Origin of the sequence: Sutterella sp. (genome assembly GCF_030539355.1) — a bacterium.
Lineage (GTDB): Bacteria > Pseudomonadota > Gammaproteobacteria > Burkholderiales > Burkholderiaceae_F > Sutterella.
In genome coordinates this window covers 1-14039 of the sequence record NZ_JAUNSF010000080.1, presented here as the reverse complement: position 1 = coordinate 14039, position 14039 = coordinate 1, and the positions used below count along the sequence as shown (strand labels likewise).

12 protein-coding genes and 1 riboswitch are annotated in these 14039 nt (G+C 65.6%); of the genes, 8 read left to right on the top strand and 4 right to left on the bottom strand.

Annotated elements, in window-relative coordinates:
- Positions 1 to 312: 312 nt before the first annotated feature.
- Positions 313 to 435, bottom strand: a riboswitch (FMN riboswitch).
- A 228-nt stretch (positions 436 to 663) separates the two neighbouring features.
- Complete coding sequence (locus Q4F91_RS10145) at positions 664 to 1491, bottom strand: MetQ/NlpA family ABC transporter substrate-binding protein (protein WP_368661001.1); 828 nt, start codon at positions 1489 to 1491, stop codon at positions 664 to 666.
- 457 nt (positions 1492 to 1948) lie between these two features.
- On the opposite strand from Q4F91_RS10145, the gene Q4F91_RS10140 reads away from it, so the two are divergent.
- Positions 1949 to 4069, top strand: a complete 2121-nt coding sequence (locus tag Q4F91_RS10140) for an acetate--CoA ligase family protein (protein ID WP_303337345.1) — start codon at positions 1949 to 1951, stop codon at positions 4067 to 4069.
- Positions 4070 to 4273: 204 nt separating this feature from the next.
- Positions 4274 to 4897: a hypothetical protein gene (locus Q4F91_RS10135; protein WP_303337343.1), complete on the top strand. Its 624-nt coding sequence runs from the start codon at positions 4274 to 4276 to the stop codon at positions 4895 to 4897.
- 119 nt (positions 4898 to 5016) lie between these two features.
- On the opposite strand, the gene Q4F91_RS10130 is transcribed toward Q4F91_RS10135, so the two are convergent.
- Complete coding sequence (locus tag Q4F91_RS10130; RefSeq protein ID WP_303337341.1) at positions 5017 to 6225, bottom strand: amino acid aminotransferase; 1209 nt, start codon at positions 6223 to 6225, stop codon at positions 5017 to 5019.
- A gap of 448 nt (positions 6226 to 6673) precedes the next feature.
- Here Q4F91_RS10130 and Q4F91_RS10125 point away from each other — a divergent pair, with 448 nt between their 5' ends.
- The 5 genes from Q4F91_RS10125 (at position 6674) to Q4F91_RS10105 (ending at position 11438) form a co-directional block, all read left to right on the top strand.
- Entirely contained in the window at positions 6674 to 7480 is an 807-nt protein-coding gene (locus Q4F91_RS10125) for a ZIP family metal transporter (protein WP_303337339.1), read from the top strand.
- Between the two features lie 280 nt (positions 7481 to 7760).
- On the top strand, positions 7761 to 8642 hold the full coding sequence (locus Q4F91_RS10120) for a universal stress protein (protein WP_303337337.1): 882 nt from the start codon (positions 7761 to 7763) through the stop codon (positions 8640 to 8642).
- 103 nt (positions 8643 to 8745) lie between these two features.
- Positions 8746 to 9654 carry a universal stress protein gene (locus tag Q4F91_RS10115; RefSeq protein WP_303337335.1) on the top strand — a complete coding sequence of 303 codons (909 nt, stop codon included), beginning with the start codon at positions 8746 to 8748 and terminating at the stop codon, positions 9652 to 9654.
- A gap of 149 nt (positions 9655 to 9803) precedes the next feature.
- A complete protein-coding gene (locus tag Q4F91_RS10110; RefSeq protein ID WP_303337333.1) occupies positions 9804 to 10694 on the top strand; it encodes a universal stress protein in 891 nt (296 codons plus the stop codon).
- A gap of 294 nt (positions 10695 to 10988) precedes the next feature.
- Entirely contained in the window at positions 10989 to 11438 is a 450-nt protein-coding gene (locus Q4F91_RS10105) for a cyclophilin-like fold protein (RefSeq protein ID WP_303337331.1), read from the top strand.
- 23 nt (positions 11439 to 11461) lie between these two features.
- Here the strand turns inward: Q4F91_RS10105 and Q4F91_RS10100 are convergent, their stop codons facing one another.
- Together Q4F91_RS10100 and Q4F91_RS10095 are read right to left on the bottom strand one after the other, a co-directional pair.
- Positions 11462 to 12646, bottom strand: coding sequence for an ATP/GTP-binding protein (locus Q4F91_RS10100; RefSeq protein ID WP_303337328.1), 1185 nt, complete (start codon positions 12644 to 12646; stop codon positions 11462 to 11464).
- Entirely contained in the window at positions 12643 to 12894 is a 252-nt protein-coding gene (locus Q4F91_RS10095) for a hypothetical protein (protein WP_303337326.1), read from the bottom strand. The genes Q4F91_RS10100 and Q4F91_RS10095 overlap by 4 nt, the downstream gene beginning before the upstream one ends.
- Before the next feature lie 199 nt (positions 12895 to 13093).
- Here Q4F91_RS10095 and Q4F91_RS10090 point away from each other — a divergent pair, with 199 nt between their 5' ends.
- Entirely contained in the window at positions 13094 to 13999 is a 906-nt protein-coding gene (locus Q4F91_RS10090; RefSeq protein WP_303337324.1) for an alpha/beta hydrolase, read from the top strand.
- The last annotated feature ends 40 nt before the right edge of the window (positions 14000 to 14039 follow it).

The following is a 14039-nucleotide window of genomic DNA, read 5'->3' as shown; positions in this document are numbered from 1 at the left end:
CGAAGTAGCTACCGCCTTTCCAACCTACCCACTCGAAACAGCGAAAGGCCATAAATTCTTGTTCTTCATCAAGGGCCTCCTGCTGCTCCGGCGGGAGACAGCAAAAAGCCCCGAAAGGAAATTCCCCGGGGCAATGAGCGGAGGAAGGCCGGAGCCGGACCGACGGGCCTCTTCCTCCCCGGAGCCCTTCTCTACAGCAGGCTCTTCACAAGAGAAGAAAAAAACTCCGGAATGCACACATACATCCCAGAGCCTTCCCGCGCAGGTTCCGGAGGCTGCGGACGGTCAAGAACACCGCCCGGAAACCGGACTGCCGATCTTCTTTCATCCAGACTTTACTGTCGGCCTCGGAGTTTCACCGAATCCTGCGCGCCCGAAGGCGGCTCGTGGGCTCTGACCACCGGTAGGGACTTCCACCCTGCCCTGAAGATTTCCAAATTTGGTTGAGAAGTTTATAGACTCGGCCCCGATATGGCAAGATCCGGGACATGGCCCTGATTTATCTGCAAACATTTTCAACAGTCCGTTTGCATTTCGCCGCTTCCGTCCGACGGAAACGCTTCGGATTTTTATGAAAAAAGGTCCGCGGCCTGAACCGCGGACCCTTCCGAGGGATCTTCAGGGGCCGTCGGGGCCGATCACGCGATCGGCCCGCCCGATCGATCAGAACGTCGGGACGAAGGAGCCCTGGTACTTGTCCTCGATGAACTTCTTCATCTCGGGCGAGGTGATGAGGGTCTTGAGGACCTGGAACTCGGGGCGGTCAGCCTCGCCCTGGCGCACGGCCACGACGTTGGCGTAGGGCGAGTCCTTGGCCTCGATCGCGATCGAGTCCTTCACCGGGTTGAGGTTGGCGCCGAGCGCGAAGTTGCAGTTGATGACGGCCATCGCCACGTCATCGAGCGAACGGGGCAGCTGCGCGGCCTCGACCTCGATGATCTTCAGGTGCTTCGGGTTCTCGACGATGTCGGCCGGGGTGACGAAGAGGTTCTTCGGGTCATTGAGCTTGATGAGGCCGAGGTGCTGCAGGAGCAGCAGCGCGCGGCCGCCGTTCGTCGGGTCGTTCGGGATCGAGACCGCGGAGCCGTCGGCGATCGCCGTCGGGTCCTTGAGCGTCCTCGAGTAGACCGCGATCGGAGCGATGAAGACCGGCACGAGGCTCTCGAGCTTCAGGTTGTGCTGCTTGATGAAGTCGTCGAGGTAGGGCTTGTGCTGGAAGAAGTTCGCGTCAAGCGACCCGTCCGAGAGCGCCATGTTGGGCTGGATGTAGTCGCCGAACTCGACGACCTTGAGTTCGATGCCCTTCTCGGCGAAGCGGGGCTTCAGGAAGTTCATCATGTCGCCGCCCGGGACGGGCGAGACGCCGATCGTGAGCGTCTTCGCGGGCGCGGCGCTCTTCGGAGCCTCGTCCTTGTCGCCGCAGCCGGCGAGACCGAGAGCAAGACCGGCGGCGATGCAGACCGCGGCAAAGGGCTTGAGAGAACGGATCATGTGCGAAACCTTCGAAAGAATTGGAAGCGTGGCCTGAACGCTCCCCCAGGAGGAGGAGGCGAGGCGGCCCTGCAATGAGACATCATTGAAGGATACCTCAGCGCCCGCAGCAGGATACGGTCTCCCCGTTCCGTTCGCCTCCCCTCCCGCGCAGGCTTTTGCGGTATTACAGGCCCCCGCCGTCCTCTCTCCGCCGTAAACGGCGTCTGTCCGTTTCACGAAACGAACGCGTGCGCAATCACCTGAACATGGGTTACCCGGTAGGAGGAAGGAGGTAGGAAAAACCCTAACGATTAAGTAGAATCACTAGTACCGCCCGGACGGAGAAGGCGCGCTGGTTCCATAAAACGGCGCGTCTTTTTGCGAAAGCCCGGGTCACCGGCCCGATGAGGCGCCTCAGACGCGCTTTTCCGGTCGAGCCGCCATTTCACCTTTAGCAGGCAAGGAAGCTCTATCCATGTTGCTCGAAAAGATTATGAAGCCCCGTGCGATCGCCGTCGTCGGTGCCTCCTCCCGTCCCCACACCATTGGTTCGGATCTCCTGAAGCGTCTCATTGAGTACGGCTTCAAGGGCGGCATCTACCCGGTCAATCCGAAGGGCGGCGTCATTGAAGGTCTCCAGGCCTACAAGTCCGTCTCGGAGCTCCCCGACGGCGTCGACCTTGCCGTGATCATCGTCAAGGCCGCCTTCGTGCTGCCGACCATTGACGAGTGCCACAAGAAGGGCATCAAGGGCCTCGTGGTCATCTCCGCGGGCTTCAAGGAGACCGGCGCCGAGGGCCTCAAGGCCGAGCAGGAACTGCTCGAGCGCGTCCGCTCCTACGGCATGCGCATGGTCGGCCCGAACTGCCTCGGCGTGGTCAACACCAACCCTGAGGTCAGCATGGACGCCTGCTTCGCCGAGAGCCTACCGGTGAAGGGCGACATCGGCTTCGTCTCGCAGTCCGGCGCCCTCGGCGGCGGCATCCTGAACATCCTGAAGGACCTCAACGTCGGCTTCGCTCAGTTCGTCTCGATCGGCAACCAGGCCGACGTGAACGCCGAGACCGCGCTCGAGTACTGGGAGAACGATCCTGATGTGAAGCAGGTTCTGCTCTACATGGAGTCGATCGCCAACCCGGACAACTTCCGCAAGCTTGCCTCCCGCATCTCCAAGAAGAAGCCCATCCTCGCGCTCAAGGCCGGCCGCTCCGCCGCCGGTGCCTCGGCTGCGTCGTCGCACACGGGTTCCCTCGCCGGCGGCGACCGCGCCGCCGCCGCCCTTCTCAAGCAGTCGGGCGTCATCCGCGAGTTCTCGCTCCGCGAGCTCTTCTCGACCGCCAAGGTCTTCGCCAACTGCCCGATCCCGAAGGGTGACCGCGTCTGCATCGTGACCAACTCCGGCGGCCCCGGCATCATGGCCACGGACGCCATCTGCGAGCACGGCATGCAGATCGCCAAGATCACCGACGAGACGAAGGCGAAGCTGCGCAGCTTCCTGCCGGCCGCAGCCTCGGTGAAGAACCCGGTCGACATGATCGCCTCCGCCCCGCTCGAGCACTATCGCCAGACCGTCGAGACGGTTCTCGACGATCCGAACGTCGACATGGTCATGGTGATCTACCTCCCGTTCCTCGGCCTCAAGGACATCGACGTCGCCAAGGCCCTGATGGAGATCCGCGCCGAGCATCCCGAGAAGCCGATCGTCGGCGTCTTCATGACGACGAGCGCGTTCTTCAACCAGCTCTCGAACATGAACGTCACGGTTCCGTTCTACATGTACTCCGAGGAGGCCGCCGACGCCCTCAACCGCCTCAACGACCAGCGTCTCTGGCAGGAGCGCCCGGCCGGTGTCGTGCCCGAGCTCCCCGTCGATGACGCCCGTGCGCTCGCGATCTTCAAGCAGGCCGCGGCCGAGGGCCGTCGCGAGCTCACGACCCGTGAGTCGCTCGACGTGCTCGACGCCTACGGCGTGCGCATCTGCCGCAGCGGCATGGCCCACTCCGAGGACGAGGCCGTCAAGATCGCCGAGATGACCGGCTACCCGGTCGTCATGAAGATGACCTCCAAGACCACGTCCCACAAGACCGACGTGGGCGGCGTGCGCGTCGGCATCGGCTCCGAGGAGGAGCTCCGTGCCGAGTACCGCGACCTCGTCGCGAAGCTCGAGGAGCGCGGCCTGCTCGAGGGCCTTGAGGGCATGCTGATCCAGGAGATGGTCAAGTCGAAGCGCGAGCTCGTCACCGGCATCGCCACCGACCCGCAGTTCGGGCCGATGATCATGTTCGGTCTCGGCGGCGTGTTCGTCGAGGTGCTGAAGGACGTGGCCTTCCGCCTCGCCCCGCTCACCGACATCGACGCCAAGGACCTCATCCACTCCGTCAAGAGCGTCAAGCTCCTCGAGGGCGCCCGCGGCTTCACGCCCGCCCAGATGGACAAGGTCGAGGAGACGCTGCTGCGCATCTCGCAGCTCGCCAACACGAAGCGCTTCGTCAAGGAGCTCGACATCAACCCGCTCATGGTCTCCGACCGTGACGGTGAGCCGATCGCCGTTGACGCCCGCATCGCGATCGACGTCGAGGCCGTCAAGGCTCTCTAAGGAGCTGAAAGCCCTTCGGACAGGCCGCATGAGCCCCGCCTCCCGGGTTAGGATGGAAGCTGAAGTTTTCTCCCCCGGGAGCCGGATGAAAAAGCCCGCCCGAAACCGCTGATTCTCCAGAAGCGCCGGAAGGAAATCTCTCCCTCCGGCGCTTTTTCATGTCCAGCGGCCGGAGTCCCTTTCAGTCTGTCAGTCCGTCCGCCTATGCTCGACCTCTCCAACTTCGCGCTCTATGACGCCGCCCGCACGATGCGGCTCTCGATCGAGTCCGTGCCGCGCGAGGAGCTTCTCGCCGGGATCCCGGCGGAGCTCGTCGTCGCGTCGCCCGCGCTCGCCGAGCGCCTGCACGTGCCGGCCGCATCCGAGGAGGAGCTTCTGCGCCGGCGCGCCGAGTTCGCGGCGCTCGACGAGGAGACGGGCTGGCGGCTCTGGGTGAATCCGGTCCCGGCCCCGGACGGCCGCACGGTCTTCCTCAGCGCCCCGGACGCGCTTCCCGTGACGGACGGGGCCCCGGACCATGCGATCGCGAGCGCGGGCTTCATCGTGGGCGACACCGCGGGCGTGCTCGAGTGGGTGATGCAGGTGACCGACGCCGAGACCGAGGAGGCGGCGCTGACGGCGCTCTCGGCGCTCCTCTCCGGAACCGGTGAGCCGCCGCACGCGGCGAGGCTCACCGAGCTCGCCACCGGAGCGGTGCTGATGAGCTGGCCCATCCGGGCGGGGAACCCCATCCGCGCGCTCTCGGCCGCGGCGAAGGGCTGGCCCGAGGTGCGCTTCCGCGAGGAGGACTTCGTCTTCACGCTCAGGCCCGAGGCGGGCGACCTCTGAGCGGAGAGAGGTCCGGTTTCCGGGCAAAGAAAACCCGGCGGGTCTGAAATCCAGAGTTCCGCCGGGCTGCGGTCCGAGTCCCCGGATCCTGAGGATCCGGGGGAACATCAGCGTTCAGATCAGGCGCGCTTCTTGAGGATCGCGGCGATCGAGCGGGCGACGTAGGCCACGTTCTTCGAGTTGAGGCCGGCGATGCAGATGCGGCTGTTGCGCACGCCGTAGACACCGTACTCCTCGCGCAGGGCATCCATCTCCTCGGGGGCGAGGCCCGTGAAGGAGAACATGCCCTTCTGCTCGACGGCGAAGCTGAAGTCCTGGCCCTCGGCCTTGCCGGCCTCGAAGAGGCTCTGGCGCATGTCGAGGATGCGGGCGCGCATGACGTCGACTTCCTCGCGCCAGGCCTTCTGGAGCTCGGCGTCGGCGAGGACCTCGGCGACGATCTTGCCGCCGTGGCAGGGCGGGTTGGAGTATTCCTGGCGGACGATGCGCTTCAGGATCGACGTGACGGTGGCGGCGATCTGGGCGTTCTCGCAGATGACGTGCAGGGCGCCGACGCGCTCGCCGTAGAGGCCGAAGTTCTTCGAGCAGGACGAGGCGGCGAGGAAGGTCATGCCGCGGTCGGCGAACATGCGGATCGCGTAGGCGTCCTCCTCGATGCCCTGGCCGAAGCCCTGGTAGGCCATGTCGACGAGCGGCAGCAGGTCGCGTTCCTGGATGATGTCGGCGGCCTCCTCCCACTGCTCGCGGGAGAGATCGACGCCGGTCGGGTTGTGGCAGCAGCCGTGGAGCAGAACGAGGGTCTTCGGGGCGAGCGCCTTCAGAGCGGCCTTGAAGCCCTCGAAGTTGATGGCGTTGCGGGCCTCGTTGATATAGGCGTACTTGCCGACCTCAAGGCCGTCGGCCTTGAGAATGGCGATGTGGTTGCCCCAGGTCGGGTCGGAGACGACGCCCTGGTTGACGCCGAGGAACTGGTGCGCGAAAGCGGCGCCGAGCTGCAGGGCGCCGGTGCCGCCGAGCGTCTGGATCGTGGCGATGCGGCCCGAGAGGACGGCCGGGTTCTCAGCGCCGAAGACGAGCTTCTGGATCGAGGCGCAGTACTGCGGCAGGCCCGACATGGGCATGTAGTTGCGCGGCTCGCGGCGGGCGGCGATGCGGCGCTCGGCCTCCTCGACGCAGCTCATCAGCGGGAGCTTGCCCTCTTCGTTGAGGTAGACGCCCACGCCCAGGTTCACCTTGGAGTCGCGCGGATCCTTCTTGTAAAGGTCAACGAGGCCGAGAATGGGATCGTCCGGCATCGGGGCCAGGGCTGCAAAATCGCTCTTAAGCATGATGTGCTTCTTTCCTCAAAAAGGGATTGTGTGTTCTTTTCGGTTCCGCCCTTCTGGAAACGGACCTGCCGCGGATTCCGGGATCCGCGCGGGGCCGGGCGGAGCCTCGTGCATCCTGCAATATAGATGACTCGGGCCCCCAAGGGGGCGCTCCCGCGGATCGATCGGGCCTCCTGCAAGGGAAGGAATTCTCAAAAAATTGACACGGAGCGGCCTTTTCTAATGAAGCTTGCCTATGCCCGGGGAGGAACCTCGGTGGAAAGCAGTCCCGCCCGGACCGCCTTTCAGAGGCTTCCCCGGAAGAGCCGGCAGGTGACTGACGACGAGTCGCGCACGCCCCTTCCCGGGCACGGCGTCCGTGGAAATGCGGTACAGTCTGCACTTCGAACAAATGAGAATCATTCTTATTTGAGAAGCAACGGATCTTCATCCTGAGGAGTGTGCAGTCATGGAAGGATCAATGCTCGACGCGCTCGCCTGGACCGCGGTCTGCACGGGGTTCACATTCTTGTGCACCGCTGCGGGCGCCGCGACGGTGTTCTTTATGCGGCCCGGGCGCGAGAGCGAGCTCGCCGAGACGCTCTCGCTCGGCTTCGCCGCGGGCATCATGATCGCGGCCTCGGTGTGGAGCCTGATCGAACCGGCGCTCGAGATGACGGAGAAGGCGGGCGGCACGCCCTGGCTCGTCGCCTCGGGCGGCGTGCTCGCGGGCGCATTCTTTTTGAAGCTCCTTGACATGGTGATGCCGCACCTCCACCCGGGCGCGAGCAAGCCCGAGGGCCCGAAGACGAAGCTCCACCGTGCGCAGCTCCTTTTTCTCGCGATCACGCTGCACAACTTCCCCGAAGGCGGCTCGGTGGGACTCACCGCCGGCCTCGCCGCCCTCTCCGGCGACGCGATGGCGCTCTCGTCGGCCTTTGCGCTCGCGCTCGGCATCGGCATCCAGAACGTCCCCGAGGGGGCGGCCGTGTCGCTCCCCATGGCCGGTCAGGGCGAGAGCCGGTGGCGCGCCTTTCTCTTCGGCGCGGTCTCGGGCCTCGTGGAGCCCCTCTGCGGGCTGCTGGTCGTGCTCGCGATTCCGGTGTTCCTCCCCGTGATGCCCTTCATGCTCGCCTTCGCCGCGGGCGCCATGCTCTACGTCGTCGTGGAGGAACTGATCCCCGCGGCGCACCTCGGCCGCCACTCCGACGCGGGGACGCTCGCCGTCATCGCGGGGTTCGTCATCATGATGGCGCTCGACACGGCGCTCGGCTGAGGGTTTCCCCGGAAAACACACTGAAGAGAGGACGATACCTCGTGTTGCGCTTCCGTACAAAAAATTCCATTTGAATGATCACGGAATCAGGTTTTTCCCGGAGAAGCTATCCGAAACGCTTCTCACGTGACATAATCAGATGAAAGGCACGGGCGTCGCATCCCCGCACCCGGACGTAAAGTCCCCGAGGTCCGGGGAGGCCTCGCCCCCGAGACACAACCGCCCCCTGCCGCGGGACCCGAACCGGGCGCCGGGGAAGGCACTCCGAGGAGGTTTACCCATGAAAGTACTGATTCCCGTTGACGGCAGCCGTCTGAGTCTCAAGGCGGTCGAGCTCTTCAAGGCCCGCGCCGCGGGTCTCGAGAATCCTCCCGAGCTCAAGCTCATCACGGTGCTGCGTCCGCCGCCCGCCCGCCTCGAGGCGCTCGTGGGCTACGAGGGCGCCAAGCGCGCCTGGGACGCCGAGGGCGCCCGCCTGCTCGAGCCGGCGCAGGAGAAGCTCGAGGGCATTCCCCACGAGACCGAGATCATCTACGGCCATCCGGGCCGCACGATCGCGAAGGCCGCGGCCGACTCCAACGCCGACCTGATCATCATGGGCGCGCGCGGCGCCTCCGAGGTCGAGAGCTTCTTCCTCGGCTCGGTCTCGCGTGCCGTGCTTGAGTACTCGACGCTCCCCGTGCTCATCGCCCGCGGCGAGATCCTCCCCGAGAAGAAGAACCTCACGGTCGCCGTCGCGGTGGACGCCTCGGACTACGGTGCCGCGGCCGCGCGCTTCATCGGCGCGCACCCCGAGATGATGGGCCCGAAGCCCCTCGTGAAGGTGATCTGCGTCACGCCCGACCGCGGAAACGCCAAGTCGGACGACAAGCTCATTGAGAAGGGCCAGGAGCGCTACGCCGAGGAGGACGAGGAGCTCTGGCACCGCGCCGCCGACCCGGTGCTCGCGATTCTTCAAAGTTCCGGCATAGAGGCCGAGGGCGTGCACCTCACGGGCCGTCCCGCGGAGACGATCGCCTCCTGGGCCGAGCAGAACGCCGACCTCCTCGTGATGGGCTCGCGCGGCTACGGACGCATCAAGAGCGCGGTCCTGGGGTCGACCGCCACCCGCGCCGGCGCGCTCACGAAGCTCCCGGTGCTCCTCATCCGCATCCCCGAATAATTTCAGACGGATTCTCCAACAGACAGTCACAGCAGTCCGGGACCCGGAAGGCAAGGGCAAAGGCCCTGAGAACAGGTCCCGGCAGAAAAAAAGGAAAGGCACTATGAAGATCCTCATTCCCTCCGACGGTTCCGTCAACAGCATTGAGGCCATCCGCTTCGTCGGTGAGCGCAGCAAGTTCATGGGCGCGAAGCCCGAGGTGGAGATCGTCAACGTCCAGAGCGCGATCCCCAATTCCGTCGTCACCCGCTTCGGTCTCGAGGCGGTGCGCACGGTCTACGAGGCCGAGGGCAACGCGCAGCTCGAGGCGAGCGTGAGGACGGCGGAGGCCGCCGGTCTCAAGCCCGAGACGGGCGTGCTCTTCGGCGACTGCGGTCCCGCGATCGCCCGCGAGGCCGAGACCGCCAAAGTCGATCTCATTGCGATGGGCTCGCGCGGCCTCTCGCCCGTGAAGAGCTTCTTCCTGGGTTCCGTCTCCCGCGGCGTGCTCGAGCACGCGAACGCCCCGGTTCTGCTCGTGCGCGAGAAGGGGCTCCCCGAGCGCGAGAACCTGCGCATCGCGCTCGCGACGGACGGCTCGGACTACGGTGACGCGGCCGCGGCCTTCATCGTCTCGAACCCCGAGTTCTTCGGGCCGCACCCCGAGGTCTTCGTGCTCTCCGTCGCGCCGAGCATCCTCACGTCCGCCAAGAACGAGATCGACGCCGTCGCCCCCGAGGCCTCGAAGAAGTACTTCGACAAGGAGAAGGCCAAGATCTGGAACGAGGCCGTCAACCCCGTGCTCGAGACGCTGCGCGAGGCCGGCCTCACGGCCGAGGCCGTGCGCCTTGACGGCGACCCGGGCGACGAGATCGCCCGCTGGGCCACCGCCAACGCCGACATCGTCGTGATGGGCTCGCACGGCTACGGCCGCATCAAGGCCGCCGTGCTCGGCTCCACCGCCGCCCGCGTCGGCACCCAGACGGAGCTCCCGATCCTCGTGATCCGCTCGGAGCAGACGAACGTCCTCTGACCGAAGGTTCGTTCCGAAATGACCGTCGGCGGGGCTCCCCAAAGGCCCCGCCCTCCCCTCACACCCGAATGAGGAAAGCGGCGGACGGGCCCAGGTCCCGCTCCGCCGCTCACAACTACAGACCACCCCAAAGGGAAAAAGGCACCCACATGCGCATTCTTATTCCGGTGGACGGCAGCGAAGGCTGCCGCCGTGCGATCCGCTTCCTCGCCCACCGCGCCGCCGGCTTCGGCACCCGTCCCGAGGTCGAGTTCGTCAACGTCCAGAATTCCGTCCCCGAGTCGCTCATCTCCATGCTCGGCCTTGAGGCCGTCAAGCAGTACTACCTCGACACCGGCAAGACCGTCTTCGACAAGCTCGACTGCGACGAGGAGAAGAAGGCCCTCAACGCCGCAGAGCGCGTGCTCTACGCGGGCGACATCGACCGTGCGCTCGCCGAGGAGGCCGAGAGCTTCCGCGCCGACCTCATCATCCTCTCCTCGCGCGGGCTTGACCCGATGCGCGGGCTGCTGCTCGGCTCCGTCTCGAACGGGCTCCTCGCCAGCACCCACGTGCCGATGCTGATCCTGCGCGGCGAGCCGAAGCTCATCGACGGCAAGATGCGCATCGGCATCTGCGTCGACGGCTCGGACTACGGCGAGGCGGCCGCGAACTTCGCGCTCTCGCAGATCGAGTTCTTCGGGCCCGAGTGCGAGTTCACGCTCATTCACTGCGCGGTGCCCGGCCCGAGGCCGATCGCGCACCCGATGATGCCCGTGATCACGCCCGAGGAGCTCATTGAGGCGAGAAAGGAGAAGTTCGAGGCGGAGATGAACAAGCTCGCCGAGCCCCTCGAGATCGCCGGCAGGACGGTGAAGCGCGCCTTCCTCGTCGGCGACCCCGACGTGGAGCTCCCGAGGTTCGCCGAGGAGAACCTCGACCTCGTCATCATGGGCTCGCACGGCCGCGGCAACTTCACGGCCGCCGTGCTCGGCTCGACCGCGATGCACGTCGCGGCGGCGAGCAGCGTGCCGCTCCTCGTGATCAGGAAGCCCGAGTAAATCGTCGGCCCCGGGGAACGCCCCGGGAAGCATGACCGCTCACTTCAGGCCGTCCGGAATTTCGATGTTCCGGGCGGCCTTTCTCATTCATTTTTCGTCCGCTTTGCGAGGATTCGGCAGAAACCGGACGGTATCGCGGGACTCCGCCGGCGGCCGCGGAGGGAGACTTCTCCCTGGAGGGAATCCAGCCTCCTGCGCCGCGGCTCCCGTCCTCCTCACTCTCCTTCAGAGAAGAAGAGGAAGAGACAGCGGCGCGTACTTCCCGCCCCCTTCAACCGTATGAGGAGAACGCACATGTCGGGTTTCATCCGCTCCGCCGCACTTGCCCAGCTGCTTGCCTCCGCTGTCTTTCAGCCGGCTCAGGCTGCACCGGCTCCCGGGAACACGCCGGTGACGGTCACCGTCAACGGCGAAAAGTTCCCCGCCGAGATTCTCGGCACGCCCGCGGGCCGCGCTCTCCTGGAACGCCTGCCGGTGGAACTCCGCCTCAATCGCGGCAGCCGCGACTACTGCGGCGACATCGAGCCGATCCCCTTCACGCCCGCCGAGGAAGGGCACGGCTACCGCAACGGCGACCTCTCCTACTGGACGCCGGGCGAGGACTTCGTGATCTTCCTCGAGCGCGAGGAGACCGGGGACGCCGTGACGGGCGTGGTGCCGCTCGGGCGCCTGCTTGTGAGCCCGCAGGAGATCCTGAAACTCGGGACGCCTTCGGTCGAGGTGAAGATCGAACGGGCCGAGTGACGGACTGACCGCGGCCCCCGAAGTCAGACGACCTCCCCGAAGGCACCGCCCAACAAAAGCTTCGCGAGGTCGTTGCCCTCGCGGATCTCGCGGGTCGTGAGCTCGGGCATCACCGCCACACGGTCCCGTGTGACGATCCAGACGGCGTCGGGCCGCACGAAGCGGTTCGAGAGCAGCGCCGTCCCGTGGACCGTGAGGAGGATCTGCCCGGCAGCGGTCTCAAGAAGCTGACGCCAGATGCTTCTGGAGATCTGCGGATGCAGGCCGTCCGTCAGGTCGTCGAGGAAGATCAGGGACGCCGGCCCGGAGCTCTCTGAACGCCCGGAATGCTCGAGACGCTTCATCAGGGCGAAGAGCTCGATCAGCCGGAGTGTCCCGCCGGAGGCGGCCCTGCGGACCGACAGGTCGGCGTTCCGGTGACGGAAGCAGATCTCCGTCCTGCCGCAGGACTCACGGGCGACGAGCGTTTCATCGATCCCCAGGTCCTGAAGGAAACCTTCGAGGTCCTGAAGAAGGCCATTGCGAACGACAAAGGCCTCCGGATCCCGACAGGCTTTCGCTCCGGGGCCCTGCACGTGGAGCCCCTCGTCCGTGGCCCGGACGAGGAGCATCCCGCGCACGAAGTCCCTGACCTGCCGGAGGGGATTCTCCGGCGCGAGGAGTGTGTTCGCGGTGACGAAGCGCAGGAGCGGAATCTCCCCGTCGAGGAAGCGCTCCGTCTGAAGCGTCTCCAGGTTCCAGCGGGGATCCCGGCTGAGCCTGAGCCTCCGGGCCGGGTGGTTCACCTCGAAGACGGTCTCGTCATCGACCGTGAAGCGTTCCGCGAGGCAGATGCCGTCATCGGTCCGTGCATACGTATAAGCAGCGCGGCATCCCTCGATGCTGAAGACGAAGGCGAGCCGGGCGCAGCGCTTGTTGAATTCGTCGTCCAGGTCTGCATCCGCACTGACGACCGGATTGCCGCCGGCCTCATCAGGTGAAGGCATGAAGACCTGCCCGGCGATGTCGATGAGCGCACGGCCGAGGAAGGACTTCCCCGCCCCGTTCCGGCCGCAGAGGAGCCCCGCGCGGATGAAGCCCTCGCCTGCGCCGTTCTCGGCGACGAGGTCCTCTCCGAACGGATAGCCGCGCTTCTGCCTGAGATCAAAACAGACGTCCCGGAAGGGGCCGAAGTCGCGGACGTGGAGACGCTCGAGAAAAACAGTCACTTCCCCCTCCTCCGCTTCTTCTCCTTCTTCCTGCGGGCAAGGAGGTTCGTCAGTGCCTCGACCGCGATCTCAAGGCACCTGACACGATGCTCGATCGTGCTGTCCTTCCTGCTCTCATCCACGAAGGCAGCGACGGCCTCGGGCGAGTCGAGGTAGTCGAGCGGGTCGTAACGACGGACTCTGATTTTCTCCGGCTTACGACGCTCTTTCACCTTCTTCGCGCGCTTTTTCTCTTTATCTTTCGACATTTCCATCTTTCTCCGACTGCCTTCAGGAGCGACCGATTATAGGGCCTGCGCAAGTGGTTATGCGATCAAAAATGACGCTGTAGCCTCACCAGCCAGCTCTGCCAGACCGGGAGGAATTTCGGCAGGATCGGGCAAGTCCGGAGAGCGAAAACGCAAGGATCCTTTTCCTCGGAGGGCTACTCTGAAAGCATCCCCTTTCATGAGTTCCCGCACCGTGCGCCCCATGCAGAAACGTCACCTTCTCCAGGCCTCCCTCCTCTCCGCCATCGCGCCCCGCCTCGCCGCGGCGGCGGACGTCGCCTCACACGTGAAGCCCTTCACGCGCGAGACGCCGGTCACCGAGGTGATCAGCGACCCGGCCTTCGAAGGGTTCGGGCGGCTCCTCTTCCCCGTGAACCGCGGCTTCATGAGCGGCTTGAGGCTCGGGAACATCTCGCTCACCTGGTACAGCCACATCGATCCGGAGAAGACCGTCGAGATCGTCAATCACCTCAGAGACCTCTCCCTCGCGGGGCGGCGGATATTCATTCCGATCTGGAGCGAAGAGGAGATGCGTGCGGAACCGAGCAAGCGCGACACCGGGCTCTTCTTCTTCCCCGGGAAGCCGGGGGCCCGCTTCGCGGTGCTCTCCGCCGGCGGCGGCTTCGCCTACGTGGGCGCGATGCACGACAGCTTCCCCGCGGCGCTCGAGCTCTCGAAGCGCGGCTTCAATGCCTTCGCGCTTATCTACCGGCCGGACGCACAGAAGGCCTGCGAGGATCTCGCCAGGGCGGTGACGGTGATCGTGGAGAATGCCGCGGAGTTCGGCGTGAACCCGGAGGGCTACTCCCTCTGGGGCGGCTCCGCGGGCGCACGCATGGCGGCCTGGGTGGGAACATACGGCACGGCGGCGTTCGGGCAGAAGGCCGTGGAGCGGCCCGCCGCCATCGTGATGCAGTACACGGGGCACTCGGACTTCACGCGGGAGACGCCGCCGGTCTATGCCAATGTCGGAGACGACGACTGGATCGCGAACTGGCACGGGATGGAGATGAGGATGGACGCACTCCAGCGGAACGGCATCCCCACCGAGTTCCATCACTACCCCGGTCTGGGGCTGAACTAGTCGAAGTAGAACCTACAATAACTACCACGACCTCATTTCA

Excerpts from the sequence above, each read along its gene's own strand:
- Q4F91_RS10145 (WP_368661001.1), bottom strand. The coding sequence starts at position 1,491 with ATGATCCGTTCTCTCAAGCCCTTTGCCGCGGTCTGCATCGCCGCCGGT.
- Q4F91_RS10140 (WP_303337345.1), top strand. The coding sequence starts at position 1,949 with ATGTTGCTCGAAAAGATTATGAAGCCCCGTGCGATCGCCGTCGTCGGT.
- Q4F91_RS10135 (WP_303337343.1), top strand. The coding sequence starts at position 4,274 with ATGCTCGACCTCTCCAACTTCGCGCTCTATGACGCCGCCCGCACGATG.
- Q4F91_RS10130 (WP_303337341.1), bottom strand. The coding sequence starts at position 6,225 with ATGCTTAAGAGCGATTTTGCAGCCCTGGCCCCGATGCCGGACGATCCC.
- Q4F91_RS10125 (WP_303337339.1), top strand. The coding sequence starts at position 6,674 with ATGGAAGGATCAATGCTCGACGCGCTCGCCTGGACCGCGGTCTGCACG.
- Q4F91_RS10120 (WP_303337337.1), top strand. The coding sequence starts at position 7,761 with ATGAAAGTACTGATTCCCGTTGACGGCAGCCGTCTGAGTCTCAAGGCG.
- Q4F91_RS10115 (WP_303337335.1), top strand. The coding sequence starts at position 8,746 with ATGAAGATCCTCATTCCCTCCGACGGTTCCGTCAACAGCATTGAGGCC.
- Q4F91_RS10110 (WP_303337333.1), top strand. The coding sequence starts at position 9,804 with ATGCGCATTCTTATTCCGGTGGACGGCAGCGAAGGCTGCCGCCGTGCG.
- Q4F91_RS10105 (WP_303337331.1), top strand. The coding sequence starts at position 10,989 with ATGTCGGGTTTCATCCGCTCCGCCGCACTTGCCCAGCTGCTTGCCTCC.
- Q4F91_RS10095 (WP_303337326.1), bottom strand. The coding sequence starts at position 12,894 with ATGTCGAAAGATAAAGAGAAAAAGCGCGCGAAGAAGGTGAAAGAGCGT.
- Q4F91_RS10090 (WP_303337324.1), top strand. The coding sequence starts at position 13,094 with ATGAGTTCCCGCACCGTGCGCCCCATGCAGAAACGTCACCTTCTCCAG.